At 27.0% G+C, this 16,567-nt stretch carries 11 protein-coding genes and 5 tRNA genes; 2 read left to right on the forward strand and 14 right to left on the reverse strand.

Going from position 1 to position 16,567, the window contains the following annotated elements:
- Positions 1-143: 143 nt before the first annotated feature.
- Positions 144-737, reverse strand: coding sequence for a TetR/AcrR family transcriptional regulator (locus GXK56_RS26555; RefSeq protein ID WP_160693170.1), 594 nt, complete (start codon positions 735-737; stop codon positions 144-146).
- 392 nt (positions 738-1,129) lie between these two features.
- On the opposite strand from GXK56_RS26555, the gene GXK56_RS26560 reads away from it, so the two are divergent.
- Positions 1,130-2,023, forward strand: coding sequence for a phosphatidylserine decarboxylase (locus GXK56_RS26560; RefSeq protein WP_160693190.1), 894 nt, complete (start codon positions 1,130-1,132; stop codon positions 2,021-2,023).
- Positions 2,024-2,074: 51 nt separating this feature from the next.
- Here GXK56_RS26560 and GXK56_RS26565 read toward each other — a convergent pair.
- From GXK56_RS26565 to GXK56_RS26575, 3 genes are all read right to left on the reverse strand, one after another.
- Positions 2,075-2,149: transfer RNA gene (locus GXK56_RS26565), tRNA-Arg, on the reverse strand.
- A gap of 180 nt (positions 2,150-2,329) precedes the next feature.
- Positions 2,330-3,235 (reverse strand): HAMP domain-containing sensor histidine kinase, encoded by a 906-nt coding sequence (locus tag GXK56_RS26570; protein WP_160693172.1) that lies wholly within the window; start codon positions 3,233-3,235, stop codon positions 2,330-2,332.
- A 228-nt stretch (positions 3,236-3,463) separates the two neighbouring features.
- The gene (locus tag GXK56_RS26575) at positions 3,464-3,946 is read right to left on the reverse strand and encodes a DUF1189 family protein (protein WP_160693174.1); all 483 of its coding nucleotides are present in this window, start codon (positions 3,944-3,946) and stop codon (positions 3,464-3,466) included.
- Between the two features lie 200 nt (positions 3,947-4,146).
- Here GXK56_RS26575 and GXK56_RS26580 point away from each other — a divergent pair, with 200 nt between their 5' ends.
- Positions 4,147-5,322, forward strand: a complete 1,176-nt coding sequence (locus tag GXK56_RS26580) for a L,D-transpeptidase (RefSeq protein ID WP_160693176.1) — start codon at positions 4,147-4,149, stop codon at positions 5,320-5,322.
- 80 nt (positions 5,323-5,402) lie between these two features.
- On the opposite strand, the gene addA is transcribed toward GXK56_RS26580, so the two are convergent.
- From addA to GXK56_RS26630, 10 genes are all read right to left on the reverse strand, one after another.
- On the reverse strand, positions 5,403-9,143 hold the full coding sequence (gene addA, locus GXK56_RS26585; protein ID WP_160693178.1) for a helicase-exonuclease AddAB subunit AddA: 3,741 nt from the start codon (positions 9,141-9,143) through the stop codon (positions 5,403-5,405).
- Between the two features lie 2 nt (positions 9,144-9,145).
- Positions 9,146-12,664 carry a helicase-exonuclease AddAB subunit AddB gene (gene addB / locus GXK56_RS26590; RefSeq protein ID WP_160693180.1) on the reverse strand — a complete coding sequence of 1,173 codons (3,519 nt, stop codon included), beginning with the start codon at positions 12,662-12,664 and terminating at the stop codon, positions 9,146-9,148.
- A gap of 19 nt (positions 12,665-12,683) precedes the next feature.
- Positions 12,684-13,181 carry a GNAT family protein gene (locus GXK56_RS26595; protein ID WP_160693182.1) on the reverse strand — a complete coding sequence of 166 codons (498 nt, stop codon included), beginning with the start codon at positions 13,179-13,181 and terminating at the stop codon, positions 12,684-12,686.
- Positions 13,182-13,454: 273 nt separating this feature from the next.
- Positions 13,455-13,545 (reverse strand) — tRNA-Ser (locus GXK56_RS26600).
- Between the two features lie 31 nt (positions 13,546-13,576).
- Positions 13,577-13,667: transfer RNA gene (locus GXK56_RS26605), tRNA-Ser, on the reverse strand.
- A gap of 289 nt (positions 13,668-13,956) precedes the next feature.
- Positions 13,957-14,047, reverse strand: a tRNA-Ser gene (locus GXK56_RS26610).
- A 34-nt stretch (positions 14,048-14,081) separates the two neighbouring features.
- Positions 14,082-14,172: transfer RNA gene (locus GXK56_RS26615), tRNA-Ser, on the reverse strand.
- 157 nt (positions 14,173-14,329) lie between these two features.
- Complete coding sequence (locus GXK56_RS26620; protein ID WP_160693184.1) at positions 14,330-14,557, reverse strand: DUF1667 domain-containing protein; 228 nt, start codon at positions 14,555-14,557, stop codon at positions 14,330-14,332.
- Positions 14,558-14,572: 15 nt separating this feature from the next.
- Positions 14,573-15,967 carry an FAD-dependent oxidoreductase gene (locus GXK56_RS26625; protein WP_160693186.1) on the reverse strand — a complete coding sequence of 465 codons (1,395 nt, stop codon included), beginning with the start codon at positions 15,965-15,967 and terminating at the stop codon, positions 14,573-14,575.
- Between the two features lie 2 nt (positions 15,968-15,969).
- Positions 15,970-16,491 carry a transcription repressor NadR gene (locus tag GXK56_RS26630; RefSeq protein ID WP_160693188.1) on the reverse strand — a complete coding sequence of 174 codons (522 nt, stop codon included), beginning with the start codon at positions 16,489-16,491 and terminating at the stop codon, positions 15,970-15,972.
- Between the last annotated feature and the right edge of the window lie 76 nt (positions 16,492-16,567).

Raw genomic sequence — 16,567 nt, forward strand, 5'->3', positions numbered from 1 at the left:
GATGTGGAATTTTAAATATTTAGAAATTTACCGATTTAAACCGAAAAGGAGTATCGCTTCTGATTAAAATTTAATCATTTTGCGACACTCCCTTCATACCTTTTATTAGTTTTAATATTCACTTTAAATTACTATTGTCCTAATTATATGTTATACGAAATATTATCAATATCTATACCTATTCCATTCAAGGTGAATTTTATTGTACTGTCTATAATATAATCTAAATTTATTTTTTCAATATGAATTGACTCATATATTGCAGATGAACATAGTGAACCAAAAAATTGAAATGCGATGAGTTCAGTATCACCTTTTTCTATTTCTCCATTATTCATTGCATTCTTTATATTGATTTCAATTTCATTTATATATACTCTTATTCTTTGGCGCAGCTCATCTTGTCTGCTTTCATTTCCCCATAATTGACTCATTACTACTTTAAAAAAATCTGTATATCCATAAAGAAAAGTTAGCTGTATCTTGCATATCTTTATCAATTTTTCTATTGGTCCTATATTCATTTCCTGAACCTCAATAACTTGATTTTGTAATATTTTAAGTCCTTCCTCAACAATAAAGTTAAATATCTCTTCTTTACTTGTAAAATGATAATATAGTGTTCCTTTCGCAAGACCTGCATTAGCTGCTATATCATCCATAGTAGCCCCTCTATATCCAGATTCAGAAAATATCTTTATTGCAGATTCAAATATCAAGTTCTTTGTTTTGTTCATATTAATTCTCCTTATTTTCCTTTAGGTTTTATCAATGACATATTATAAATATTATACCATCTAGTTCAAAAATAAACCATAATTCTATCTTTGATAAAAAACATTATTTGCAAATTTCAGCCTTATTTTTGAATTTTTCATTATATGTGATAAAATCATTATTAGAGTATAAAATAAAAAGAATAAAATTATGTATGTTACGCATAATTTGTTAATATATATTTTCTAACTAAAATTCATATTTACATAAAGTTATGCCATTTTAATATGAATAAATTAGAACATATAAATAAGAATAAGAAATGGAGGATACTTGTCATAGCTGTAACATTATAAAGCTAATGGTTGATATTTTATCAATACTGTTTTATAAGGTTCTGACAATTGTATTTATGATTCAAGTATATAATAGAAAAACTAAATCTTATGAAGAAGAACTGGTTGCTGGTAAAAGATATATTGAGTGGACTTATGAATCTCCAATAGGAAAGAACATTACAGAACTTATTGCGAAAAAAAAATTATTCTCTAAGGTGTATGGAATGTATTGTGATACAAAGCTTAGCACAAACAAAATTTCATCATTTGTAGATAACTTTAATATTGATATGACTGCGGCAAAAAAGAAAGTTAATGATTTTTCTTCATTTAATGATTTCTTTATAAGGGAATTAACACCTGAAGCTAGACCTATAAATAAAGATAAAAATATCTTAATTTCTCCTGGAGATGGAAGAATTACTGCATATGAAAATATTGACTTAGATAATTTAGTTCAAATCAAAGGATTTACTTATAGTTTAAAAGAACTTATAAATGATGATACTGTTGCTAATAAATATAAAAATGGCATCTGTATTATTTTAAGATTATCTCCTACTGATTATCATAGATTTCATTTTGTAGATTCAGGTATTCCATTAGAAAATCACTATATTAAAGGTGACTACTATTCAGTTAATCCAATAGCTCTTAAAAATGTTTCGAAACTCTTTTGTCAAAATAAAAGAGAATGGTCTTTATTTAAATCAGATAATTTTAAGGACATATTGCATATAGAAGTGGGTGCTACCTGTGTTGGTTCAATAATTCAGACCTATAAACCTAATGCTAAAGTAAATAAAGGCGACGAAAAGGGTTATTTTAAATTTGGAGGATCAACTACCATACTATTCCTAGAAAAAGATTCTATAGAAATAGATAGTGATATTTTAGAACAATCTAAATTAGGCTTTGAATGTAAAGTTGAACTTGGCGAAAATATTGCAACTAAAATAGTAAAATAATATAAAAATAAAGGCTTAACCACTAAGGTTAAGCCTTTATTTTTACTAAACTGGCAGAGCGTGAAGGAATCGAACCCTCAATATACCGTCCGTAGCGGTACGTTATATCCGTTTAACTAACGCTCCAAAATATTTTTAAGCAACAAATTTATATTATCACAAGCTTTCACAATAATCAAGTTTATAATTAATTATATTATTAATTTTATAACTTTTAATAAATTTTATATTAAGGATACTTAAACAGTTAAGACAAATAAGTCATCTAAAAATAGTTATAAATACTTTCTTTAGATGACTTATTTATTATAAATATATATCAGAAAATTCTAATTCAAGTACTTCTACTTTACTTTTAGCATTTAAATAGTTATCTTTTTTATTCTCGTTACTTTTCAATATTTCTATTGGTAATTTTACTATAAATTCAGACCCTTTATTTTCTTCACTTATAAGTTCTATTTCTCCATTATGTGCCTTAGTTAAATATCTCACCAAATCTAACCCTATACCACTTCCTGAATTTTCATTTCTATTATTTTTTGATGATTGAATAAATCTATTAAAAATTGCTTCCTGTTCCTCTTTAGGTATACCTATTCCTTCATCTCTTACGGAAATAGTTAATTGATTTATACTTTTCCATGTATTAATATATATACTACTTCCTTGAGGTGAAAATTTTATTGCATTAGAAATTAAATTCATAATTATTCTATCTATTGCTTCTGGATCTATTGCCATAACACATTCTTCAACATTAGTATCAAAAACTAATGATATATCTTTTCGTTTCGCATATTTATCAATAGATGATATATTCCATTCTATTAAATTTATTACATCTAAGTTTTCTCTCTTAATATTATAATGTTTCTTCTCTAGTTTGGTAGTATCTATAAGATTATTTATAAGCTTTAGTATTTTATACCCATTTCTCTTTATGCTTTCCATATGTTTTTGTGATTGCTCCATATTGTCTATGTTCTTATATTCATCTTTATAACATTGTAAAATACTTAAAATTATGTTTAGTGGTGATCTTAAATCATGAGAAATATTTAGAATAAAATCTTCTTGAGCTTTTTTTTCTTCTGATAACTTAAGTAACTTGTTAATTAATTCTTCTTTTGATAATTTAATAAGTTCACTTCTCTTTGTCCGCAGACTACTTTCCATTTCATCATCATTCAAAATGTCGATATCAACCATTCCTAAATCCCCTTTTTATAATATTTTTACTTTTTTTACCATATACCCAAATATATAATATCATATTTTTTTTCAATTAACAACTAAACATTTATTAAAGTTTATTGTAAACTATAATAAAGCTTTAAATACCTTTTTACAAAATAAAAAAGAACATATCTTCCACTAACAATTAATTGCTTCCTTGCAAGATACGCTCCACTTCCTATGGATAACTTAAATTTATTTTTAGGTAAAATTATTTATAATTTCATCTCTTATATGCTTTAATATTAGTATAACATAAGTTAGGGTTCCAATTATAAACATAGTATCAAAATTTATGTTTGGATTTATTGTTTCTAATATAGTTTTTATTATTAGGGGCAAGGTAGCTGCATACATGGTTAATGCATATAATGCTATGTATTTAACTACGAGTCTCATTAATATGGAAAATAGTAACGAAACTGATACTACTACTAAGCAATCAAATAACAGATGAAAAAAATCTGTTCCAAAAGTAACAATAATTTGTTGCATAAATTCTCTTATCTCAAATCCATTAATTCTATATCCTTTAAATACACCTTTAAATCCAGCCAAAATTAATGTAATCAGCATTGCATATGAAATTGCTCTAAAAATCCCCTCTTTGGCGTATTCTGTAAATACCTTTATATCATAAATAGATGTTATAACTTTTTTAAAAAAATTTGTTTTATAATTCATAAATACCTCCATTTCAATTCATGGATCTCTTAATCCTATAAATTAATATTAACATATATTAAAATTAGTTAAAACCTTAAGGTTTATTATTTAATATTATTGTCAATATTATATACAAAAGTAAATATATATAATTAAATATATTAGCCCATTAGGAATATATGTTTACATGAATCATACACGGAGGTATTTTCTTAAATATGTATAATATTTTTAATAACAAAATACAAAATAAAAATTCACATAAAAAAGCTATATTTTTATCCATACTATTAATTTTCATATGTATAGGCTTATTTTTTTCCTATTATAAATATAATAAATTTATTAATTCTTTTAAAAATAACTTTAATGATTATAAGTTTTCAGAAGCAAATAACATATTGCTTACTGAACAAAATTTTAATATCTTTAAATCACTTTTTATAAATAAAGATATTTCCTTATATTTTAATAATGAGATCATTAATATATCAAAAGAAATAGAAAATAAAACTATTTCCTCTGAAAATGCATTAATAAAAATAAATGAAATATGCAGATATAATATTGTAGCTCATGATGAATTACATAATATATCATCTTCAATAGATTTAATTAAAGATTCGAATCAAAATTATAATAATGGTGTAAATTCTTTTAATAATGGAAATTATGAAAAAGCAATATCTTATTTTCAAAAAGTATCTCCATTAGATTTAGATTATCAAATGTCACTAATATATTTGACCAATTCAAAAGATAAAATCAAGAACGAACTATTAAGCTATTGTGATAATTTAGTTAGTAATAATTATTATACTGAAGCTTTAGCTAAAATTTCAGATACCAGCACTATTCTAGGAGATGATGCTAATATAAAAGATAAAATATTAGAAATAAAAGCAAAGCAAAAGGAATACTTAGATTCAAATTCTGCAATTGCCGAAGCTTCCTCTCATGCTTTAACCACAAATATTTCTCCAAATAATATTAATACCTTGAATATAGAAAGTGCTACCTCTTATCTTATAAATGTAAGTTTAGAAAATCAAAAAACATACATTTATTTTGGAAAACCTGACAATTGGAAGTTACTAAGAACTTGTCCATGTTCTACTGGAATAAATGGTGAAGAAACACCTGCTGGCTCCTTTTCAACAAAGGAAAAAGGTAATTGGTTTTTTTCAGATAAATATGAGCAAGGAGGTAAGTACTGGACTCAAATTACTGGTGATATTTTATTTCATTCAATTCCATTTGCTAAAGATAAAACCACTGTTTTAGATTATACATTAAATAAACCTTCTTCTCATGGCTGTATAAGGCTTTCCATAGAGGATGCACAATGGATTTATAATAATATTCCTAAGGGAAGTAAGGTTATTATTAAGTAATTAAAGGACTTACTTTTGAATAAAGTAAGTCCTTTATATATTATATAAGAAAATCATTAATTAACTTTAAACTATAATTGTTAAAATACTTGTATTTCCTTATCTAAATAAAAAGAATATAAGTATTTTTCTTTAACTTTTCTTCCAGTCATTTTAAATATTGCATCACTATAATAATCTAATTGTTTTTGGTATTTCTCTTTAAATTCTTCTTCCTGTTCTGATCCAACGTAATCAGTTTTATAATCTAAAAGTATTAAATCATTATTATACTCAAAGAAACAATCAATAATACCTTGTAATCTTATCTTTTCATCTTTGTATTTATCATCTAAAGTTTTATCAACTTCATAACTGCTTATTTCAGTGTAAAATGGTATTTCCCTATAAATTTTTTCGCCTTTTTGATTTACTTCAAGAAGTTTTCTTCCTAAATTAGATTTGAAAAATTTAAATATTTTATATGAATTAATAGCTTCTAATTCTTCTTTAAGTAAGAATTCATTATCAAGTAAGCCTTTTAATTGTTTCTCAATTTCATCTTTAGATGAGACTTGACTAAAATCTATCTTTTTCATTACAAAGTGAACTGCTGTCCCTTTTTCTGCTCCTGTTAAACCTTGTTTTTCCTTAATAAACTTAGGAGTAATTATAGTTTTTTCTTTATAAACTTCTTGTGTATCATAGTTTTCCTCTTGATTTTTCCGCTTTAAATCTGATACCGAAATATTACTTTTTAGAATTGTTGATGCTTTCAATGGATATTCATATGATAGTATATTATTTATTTGTTCTAAATTATCTTTATTCAAAGAAGCAACACTAGTTATATATTCCTCATCTTTTTCCTCATCAGTAATCTCTTCAAAAACATCATTATTAATAAAATCCTTTTTATTTAATAAGTTTATTTCCCACTTAGATAAATCATACTTTGATATCTCATCTGATACACCAATTACTTCTCTAAGTTTAAAGCCGTCCTTATGCTGACATAATGCCATTCCAATCCAATCCAAATAGGATTTTCCTCTTAGTACCTCTGAAGATAAAATGTGAGTACTATCTAAAGCTGCTGAACTACTCCATCTTTCTATTGCTCTTTGAGTATTTTTAACTGAACCTGTTATAATTAGCTTTTCTTTTGCTCTTGTACATGCAACGTATAGGATTCTCATCTCCTCTGATAATGTTTCAATCTTCATTTTTTTTCTTATTGCATCTTTTGCTAAGGTTCCTATACTAAATCTTTTTTCTAAATCTACAAAATCTGGACCAAAACCTAATTCATCATGATACAGCATATTTTTATTTAAATCCATCAAATTAAAGTTCTTTCCTGTTCCACATAAAAATACCACTGGAAATTCCAATCCCTTACTCTTATGTATACTCATAATCCTTACTACATCTTCATTTTCACCTAATATTTTAGCACTTCCCATATCTCCTGAAGATTTTGTAAGTTTATTTATAAAATTGATAAAATTAAACAATCCCTTAAAACTAGTTTTTTCAAATTGCTTTGCTCTTTGGAATAATATCTTTAAATTTGCCTGCCTCAATACTCCATTAGGCATAGCACCAACATACCCATAGTAAGCTGTATCCATATATAAATACCATATGAATTCATCAATTGCCATATAAATTGATTTTTTTCTCCATCTATTTATGCATTCCATAACATATTTGCATTTCTCTATAAGTTCTTTTGAATGATTTATTGATTTACTTTCATAATTTTCTTCACTAATATATTTTACATTTTCATAAAAATAATTTTCTTTATTTACAAGTCTTAAATCACTTAATTCTTCTGCCGAAAATCCCATAATAGGTGATCTTAATAGAGATATTATCGCTACATCCTGCATTGGATTATCAATAACTTTTAAAAGAGCTACTATAGTTCTAATCTCAATCGATTCAAAATATCCTGATCCCGTATCAGCATATGCTGGTATTCCTTCTGCGCCTAATTCATTTAGTAAGCTCTCAGACCAACTTTTTGTAGCTCTAAGGAGAATTACTATGTCCTTGTACTTCAAAGGCCTATATTTACCAGTTTCCTTATCTAAAACCTTAAATATATTATCAGTATTCGCTGACATAAGCTCTTTAATTCTTTTTGCTACAATTCTGCCTTCTAAATTAACACTATCAATATCCTCTTGTTCTTCAACTTCCCCAATATCTTCTTCTTTATCGTCACTATTTTTATCTACTATATTAAGTTCTATAGGTCCACCTGTAATAGTATTTTGATCACTTGACTCCTGATAATTCGCTCCTAAATTTAAGGCTTCTTCATCTGTATACTCTAATTCTCCTGCATTCTCTGACATTATTTCTTTAAATATATAATTTACTCCATTTAAAACTTCTTCTCTACTTCTAAAATTTTTATATAACTGAATCTTTCTGTTTGTACCTTCATTTAATTTGTAAGTATTATATTTTTCAATAAACAACTCTGGTTTTGCCTGTCTAAACCTATATATACTTTGCTTAACATCTCCAACCATAAATACATTAGGAGTATCACTTTCTTTTCTAGATACTAGATTTATTATTGTTTCCTGTACATTATTTGAATCCTGATATTCATCCACAAGAACTTCATCAAAATATTCTTTAAAATTTTCTGCAACCTTTGATGGAATTATGTTGTTTTCCTCATCATAATCAATTAATATTCTTAAGCAAAAATGTTCTAAATCATTAAAATCTAATATATTCTTTTCTCTTTTCTTCTTACTAAATCTATCTCTAAATTCTAAAACCATTTGGGTCAATTTTTTCATATAAGGATAAGTACGTTGAATATTATTTAACATTTGATCTGGTGCTAAAGAGAAGGTAGAATTAGTTAATTCCGATATTTTCTTTTTAATATCATCTCTTATTCTCTTTACAGTATTTTGAGCCTCTTCATCTGAAACCATATCTTTCTTTATTGATTTCAACCTTCCAAAGGACACAGATGATAATGACTTATATATTTCCTGAAGTCCTTTATCCGCAGCTACATAAACATTTTTTATATCTAAGGCTTCTGAATTAAAGTTATCTAAATAAGGTTCTAGACCATCAGTGGTATTAATAATTTCAATAGCCTTTTCCATCATCTTAATATAACCATCTATTTCAATTTTGATATTTTGAGATAGAACCTTTACCCACTTAGTTTTATTTAATTCTTCTAATGTTTTTATGTTAAAAGCTTCAGCACTATCCTTAAGCCATTTTTCTGGCCATGGACCAGACATAGTAAACTTATAAATATCTAATACTAAATTTTTTAAATTATCATCATTCTTATAACTACTAAAGGCTTCAACTAAATCTGTAAATTCATTGTCTTCTTCCTCGTATTTATCTTCAAAAAGCTCTTCAATAACCTCATTTTTAATTAATATGCTTTCTGTTTCATCTCCAATTCTAAAGGATGGATCTAAATCTATCTTATGAAAATTATTTTTTATCACATCCAAGCAAAATGAATGCATTGTAGTAATATTTGCTCTATTTAAAAGTGTCAGTTGTTTTTGGAGGTTCCTTGAATTTGGATTTATCTCCAACTGTTTTGATATTGCAGCTGCTATTCTCTCTCTCATTTCCGCAGCTGCTGCATTAGTAAATGTGACAACTAATAGTTTATCTATATCAACTGGATTTTCTTCATTTGTTATTATTCTAATAATCCTTTCAACTAAAACAGCTGTCTTTCCAGAACCTGCTGCTGCTGCAACTAACAAATTACAATTCCTAGTTTCAATTGCACTTAACTGTTCTTCCGTCCATCTAGTTTGCCCCACAATTATTCCTCCTCTCCATAATGCTCTATATTTTCATTTTGGATAGCATTAATTGATTCCTGGGAATTACTTACTTCATTTAAATTACTCATTTCCTTTTTAATACCACTCCAAATATCATCTTGGGATTTTTTGATTATAACTTTATATTTGTTATCTTTTATACTTGTATCGAATTGACATATTGATGAAAAATCACAATACTCACATTGAGTTCTATTGGAATATTTAACAGGCTGTATCTTAATATCTCCACTTAACATTTCTTCACACAGTTCCACCATTTTTTTATTGACATATTCTCTAAGTAAAGTGAATTCTTCTTCAGTAACTACATCACTATTTGCTTTAAAATCACCATCATTCTTAAATGCAGCAGGTATAACTAATGAATATCCTTCAATATCTCTATCCATAGCCTTAACCACCCTTGCATCCTTCAATACTAGTCCTTTCATTTTTAAAGCATCCAAAACTTCTTTTTCTACTTCTTGAGTAGTCATTTCCTTTTTGCCTTTTATAATTGGATCGTCTATTTTAAAATATAATATAGCTCCAGGTCTTACCTGCTTCTCTAATATATATTTAGAATTTCTAATAAGAGCATCTAAATAAACTAATAATTGTATCTGTAATCCATAATAGAGTTCATTTAAATCAAACTTCTTAGCCCCTGTTTTGTAATCTATTATTCTAATATATGTCTCCCCATCTAAATCTAATGTATCTATTCTATCAATCCTGCCTTGAAGATATATCTTCTCGTTAGAATCTAAATCCAAGGTTATCGCTTCCCCTGAATTATAATTTCCAAAATTAAATTCAGTTTTAAATACTTCAAACTCACCTTTTCCTATTTGATTAGCAATAACTGAAACTGATTTAGAAATTACTCTTTTAAATCTTTGTGCTAAGTACTTAAACTTCTTAGTACTATTTAATATAGAATTAACTTCCCCATCTAACTTTTTATCAATTATATTAGATATAATATCTCTGCACTTTTCATTATCTAAATCAGACCATAATATTCCTTCATCTTTAACCCTATTTGTAAATGAATCAAGCATTTCATGTACAAATGACCCTAAATCTGGTGGTGCAAATTCGTATACCTTTCTATTTTTGGCCTTAAGTCCATATTGAACAAAATAGGAAAAAGGGCATTCAGCATATTTCTCTAATCTTGAAACACTAAAAACTAATTTTCCCATTTCATTTTCATACAGTCTCCTCAACTTTTGCTTAGCCACCTTGTCACCAATATTAGAATAATTGAGACCTTTAAATATATTCCTAACCTTATCTCTAAATTCTTCATTTTCTTTAAACCAGCTATATACTTCTGTCCAATATTCTTCAATATCTTCTTTATCAAAATCTCTTCTTACAGCTAATATAAGCTCATTAAAAGTCGGAATTGGTGCAACAACCTTATCAAATTTATTCATCTTATTTTTTAAATCATAAATTGCACTTTCTTCAACTAGCATTGGAAAAATCTTTTTAACCCTATGTATTACTATGGATGGTCTCAATGCTTTTCCTTCAAAATCTGCCATTGGATATGATAACATCAAATATTCACTACTTATTGTTAACGCTGTATACAGTAAAAATTGTTCTTCAAATACTTTGTTTCTAGTAGTAACAGCTAAACTTATACCAATATTATTTAATGTATCTCTATCTCTATCAGATAATATTCCTTCATCCTTTTTAGATGCTGGCAAAATTCCATCATTAATTCCTACTATATAAAGAGCCTTCACATCTCTCCCCTTAATTCTTGCGATATCTCCAATATTAACTTGATCTAAAGCCACAGGTATAACTCCTATTTCTTCATTAGTGAATCCAGAATTTAATATCTTGAAAAATTCATACGAATCAATTATCTCTTCCCCAATAACATCTACTGCCTGATCTAAAATATCTATAACAATTCTTTGAACCTGACTGTATTCCTTAACCTTATCCTCCAATCCAATATGTTCAAATTCTTCAATCCATGTATTTATTCTTTCGAAAGCCTTAACTTCAATTAAAAAATCATATACAGCTGTACATATATCTCTAACTTTATACTTACCATCTATTTTGTTATGGAAATTCATAAGAGGAGCTCTCACTTCATTCATAACTTCAGCAATTAATATCTTTTCCTTGGTTAATTCTTCATTATTATTAAACCATTTTTCATCTATTATTTCTTCTACACTCCACTTATATCCCTTTATTCCATACTCCAATATAAAGTTTTCCAAAACATCTATATAAGAATTATCTATACCTGTTAATCCACTTTTTAAATATTTAAATACGCTCTCATAAGACCAATTTTTTAATAAAATTTCAAAAGCAGAGCTAATGAGTATAATCAATGGATTACTCAACAATTGAAGCTTTTTATCTAAGAAATATGGAATATCGTATTCCTTAAATAATACGGAAGTTATTTTTTCATAATCATCAATGTTTCTACACACTACAGCGATATCTTTATATCTGTATCCTTTATTTCTGACAAGATCTGTAATACTCTTTGCAACTCGCTCTACTTCATCATAAATATTGTTAGCCTTGTAAAGATCTACATTTTGGCACTTTCCATCATATATATTGAATGGATATGTGAAAAAATGTTTTTCTATATGCTTAAGTTCTGAATTATCCTTAAATCGATATGACTTATCATTATTTAAATATACAGGTTTATCATATGCTATATTATTTTCTTTCATTAACTTTAATATCTTATTCTCAGTATTCTTTATTGTATTAAATACATCTGTGATGTCTTGTTCCTTATCACTAGACGATTTTCCTTCCATACAAAAGGTTATATTTATTCTTTCACATCGTTTAGCTAATAGCCTTATAATTTCTAATTGCTGTGGTGTAAAGCTTGTAAATTCGTCTATCCAGACTTCAGTATTCTTATAAACATCATTTTCTAATAATTTTTTAATTAGTAAAGTTAATTGATCGTCACCATCAATATAATTCTCATGCATTTTTAAATTAAAAGCTTCATAAACTATTCCTAATTCCTTAATCTTTTGTACTAATTCCTCTTCTTGAATTTGTTCATCTATTTTGTTTAATTTATCTATATCAATATTATATTTCTTAAATTCACTTATGACCTCTGATATAATCTGATTAAATCCTTGTTCCTTAGATATTTTCTTAAAATAATGTAACTCCTCAATATTTTCATTAAGGACTCTATGGATTAACATATTCCTACCAGATTCTTTTATTATTTCTTTGACACGACCTCCACATTCTTCAAAAACCTCATTCGCCATGGTTTTAAAACTCAATACTTTTGTAGTTAAAAGTGCACGTTCCCCAATTAACTTTAATATCTTATTTTCAGTATTAAATGTATGCTGTTCTGGAACTAATAAAATCAATTCTTTTTCACTTTTTGCATCTATTCTATTCTTTATTTCATCTATGCAAAATCTACTTTTACCTGTGCCTGCTCTTCCATAAATAAATCGTATACTCATATTTCTCCCACCTCACTTCTTAAATGTAAATCACTTCATCTTTCATTATTCCCATAATTATAGTATCCTCATATTTTCCATCTATATAAACTTTATTTTTTCTTATGTTTTCTATAACAAATCCACACTTTTTATAGCAATTTATAGCCCTAAAATTAGATTCTATAACTTCTAATTCAACTCTTACAGCATTTTGCTCATTAAACAAATATTTCAGAAGAGTCTTTATTGAATCTTGACCATATCTTCTTCCCCAATATCTACTTCCAATAGTTATTCCAATAGAATACACTTTCTTAAAATAACTACTTTCTTTATAAGTTACAAAACCAATTAAAACATTTTTTTCATTAATTATACTTAATGCTTTTCGTAAACCTTTATCTTTATTATTATTTTGTATATCATTAGGTATTGTATTATAGGTTTTGACTTCTTCCTCATTACACAGTCTAAATAATATGCATATATCTCTTTTTTCTAATGTTCTTAGATATATATTATTTCCTTTAAGCATAATCCACCTTCTTTTGCTCATTACTAAAAATGCTCTATACATCTAATCATAATTATAATATTTTTAACTTAGAATTTATATTAACTTAAAAAGAATATTTATTTTGACTTTATATATTTTTATAATACGTCATACTAAAACAATAATCCCATTCAATATTTCATATCGATTCAATTTAAAAATGGTAACCATTTAATTGAATTTGAGTCCTCATATGCTAATAAAAATTAATATACATCAAAAAAAAACATCTAACAAAATTGTTAGATGTTTTGGCGGAGAATCCGGGATTTGAACCCGGGCGCCGGTTGCCCGACCTACACCCTTAGCAGGGGCGCCTCTTCAGCCACTTGAGTAATTCTCCATGTGCCTTCTATATAATAAATTTATTTAAATGGCGGAAAGATAGGGATTCGAACCCTAGGTACGCTTACACGCACGCCGGTTTTCAAGACCGGTGCCTTAAACCAACTCGACCATCTTTCCACGTCTCACGACAAGTATCATTATATCAGCCACAATCATTTATGTCAACATTTTTATATAATAAATTTTAACTACTTATTTTATATATTCTAATTCTTTTTCTGCATAGAAAATATGTATAAAAATATTTGTTATCTGTATTTGCTAAAGCCTATGTTTAAATCTTTAATCAATTAATTATAGTGAATCAATCAATAAAACATAAAAAGAAATCTCTAAAATTTCTATTTATTGATCCAACTCATAAAATGCAAATAAAAAAACCACCTAATACATTATTAGATAGTTTTGGCGGAGAATCCGGGATTTGAACCCGGGCGCCGGTTGCCCGACCTACACCCTTAGCAGGGGCGCCTCTTCAGCCACTTGAGTAATTCTCCATGCGCCCTCTAATATATTTTTAAATAAAAAAAATGGCGGAAAGATAGGGATTCGAACCCTAGGTACGCTTACACGCACGCCGGTTTTCAAGACCGGTGCCTTAAACCAACTCGACCATCTTTCCACGTCTTACGACAAATATGATTATATCAGTGATTAAACTTTATGTCAACATATTTCAATAATTTTTTTATTTTTTTATTAAAAAGAAGTTACAATTTCTAAAATGGAAAGATAACTTCTTTTATTTGGTATTTGATATAATCAAGAATGTTTAATTATCATTGAATTTCCTTTGTGCAAATTATATCAACACCTGTATTCATTATATTTTTGCAAATAATATCTCCAATATTAATAGGGGTACTTACGTAGATTCTGCTAAGAACCTTCGAGAATTCTCTCCATAAATATTTTTCTACAGGTCTATTGCTTTTTACTGATACAACTTTATGATTTTCATTTCCTTTTATCCTAACTAAACTTGTAAAAACATCTTTATAGATCATTTCAGAACCTCCGTATTAAATTTCATTAAATTCTTTTATTCTTCCAACCAAAATTTTAGATTCCATGGAATCATCCACTATATCTAAGAGACTTTTATTCATCTCTCTAGCTAAAATCTTCATAATTTTTATATTACAGCTAGATCCATTGCAACTTCCTCGTCCAATTCCAGTACGTCTTTTTACACCTTCCAATGTTCTAGCTCCTAATGGTCTTCTTATTGAGTCAACAATTTCTCCTTCTGAAATATTATTACAACCACAAATAATGTTTCCATATCTTTTATCTAATTCTATCAACTTATTTCTTTGTTCCTTAGACATATTCTTAAAAACAAATACCTCTCTCTTTTTATCTATATAATCTCTTTTCTTAGTTACATTCATATTCTCTTTTAATTTTTCTTCTATTTCTAGTGCAATTATTGGGGCAATTGTTATCTTTGCATAATTACTTCCAACTACGCTTATATAACCCTCTTGAATATTTGCATCATCTATAAACATACTATTATTATAATATGTTTCTGAAAATATATTATTTACTAATTCCTTCTTTATATCATCTGAAATACCTCTTGCTAATCCAAGTTCTTCTTCAAAACTTAGTGGTTTATTGCTACTAATTCCAATTAAGTTTCCATTTGATAAAGTTGGAATACTCATTACAAATTCATCTTCAGATATATGGTCAATAACCACTCCATTCATCGTTATGTCTAATTTTTCATTTAATGATATATATTTGACCTTTTGATTTTTTAATTCATGAGGATTTTCTTCATACCCTTCATTAAAACTTTCATTTGGAATTGTGTTAATTACAAATTTACATGTAAATTTATTTCTATTTGTAGTTATCTTAAATCCCTTAGAAATTCCTTTAATATCTATAACCTCTTCTTCTAATCTAAAATTAACACCATTATCAGCTGCTACTTCCGCATAAGATGTAGCTAAGTTATAAGGTGGAATTATAGCAATATTCTCTGAATATAAAGCTTTATTAGCTTTTATTTTTAAATTGGGTTCTATATCATAAATTGCTGTATCTTCTATTATATGTACCCCTTCAATATTTCTATCCTTAGCTTTTTTATACATATTATCAATTAATTTATTTCTGCTCTCATTAGAAGAAATTCTTAATGCTCCTATTTTGTTATATATTATATTAAATTTCTTACAATGCTCCTTTATTAAGTTCATTCCTCTATTTTCTAATTTAGCCATAACATCATCATTACTTTCTGATCCATCATAAATAACTGCAATATTATTAAGTGAAAGTTCGTTGACTATATCATAATTTTTCTCTATTAAAGCTATATTTAAATTATATTTTGAAAGTTCATATGCAACTGCGCATCCTATAATGCCGCCACCTAAAATTAATACATCATAATCCATTATTAATCCTCCAAATCTGAAACTATAAAGTTCAACTCTTTCAATTCTAATATAATTGAATCAAGATTTTCTTGATTTTCTGCAGCTATAGTATGAAGATGAACTCCATTAGTTAATACAGATAATAACTTTGCTCTTTGCTCTTTATATTTTTGAATAAATTTATTTAATTCGTTGTAATTTTTGATCATGAGCATTCCTCTTATTTCACCATATAAGGGATGTTCTACTACTACATCTTCAATTATTCCTCCATATTTTATTACTATGTTCATTTCATCAAACATTTCTTCTTCTGAATGTGTCACCGCAATAATTGCCTTAACTCTATTTTCATTATTATTTATTATATACCCGTCTGGAGTTGCTATTATATTTTTTCCTTCTGCTCTAAGAATCGCTATATCCTTTACTATTATTTGTCTGGTTACAGAGTATTCTTTTGCTATGTGACTTCCTTTTATTGGTTCACTACTTTCTAATAATAATTTAAGTATATTATCTCTTCTATCGATAGATTTCATATTAGCCTCCCTGTATATTAAATCGATCTGTTAAGTTATATGAACATTGCGCTTCTCAACCTTAGGAAATACAATA

Source organism: Clostridium sp. C2-6-12 (assembly GCF_009928485.1).
In the GTDB taxonomy this organism is placed as follows: Bacteria; Bacillota; Clostridia; order Clostridiales; family Clostridiaceae; genus Clostridium.

Coding starts and splice junctions, on each gene's coding strand:
- addB (WP_160693180.1), bottom strand. CDS start 12,664: ATGAGTATACGATTTATTTATGGAAGAGCAGGCACAGGTAAAAGTAGA.
- GXK56_RS26560 (WP_160693190.1), top strand. CDS start 1,130: ATGATTCAAGTATATAATAGAAAAACTAAATCTTATGAAGAAGAACTG.
- GXK56_RS26575 (WP_160693174.1), bottom strand. CDS start 3,946: ATGAATTATAAAACAAATTTTTTTAAAAAAGTTATAACATCTATTTAT.
- GXK56_RS26595 (WP_160693182.1), bottom strand. CDS start 13,181: ATGCTTAAAGGAAATAATATATATCTAAGAACATTAGAAAAAAGAGAT.
- GXK56_RS26625 (WP_160693186.1), bottom strand. CDS start 15,967: ATGGATTATGATGTATTAATTTTAGGTGGCGGCATTATAGGATGCGCA.
- GXK56_RS26630 (WP_160693188.1), bottom strand. CDS start 16,491: ATGAAATCTATCGATAGAAGAGATAATATACTTAAATTATTATTAGAA.
- GXK56_RS26555 (WP_160693170.1), bottom strand. CDS start 737: ATGAACAAAACAAAGAACTTGATATTTGAATCTGCAATAAAGATATTT.
- GXK56_RS26570 (WP_160693172.1), bottom strand. CDS start 3,235: ATGGTTGATATCGACATTTTGAATGATGATGAAATGGAAAGTAGTCTG.
- GXK56_RS26580 (WP_160693176.1), top strand. CDS start 4,147: ATGTATAATATTTTTAATAACAAAATACAAAATAAAAATTCACATAAA.
- GXK56_RS26620 (WP_160693184.1), bottom strand. CDS start 14,557: ATGATCTATAAAGATGTTTTTACAAGTTTAGTTAGGATAAAAGGAAAT.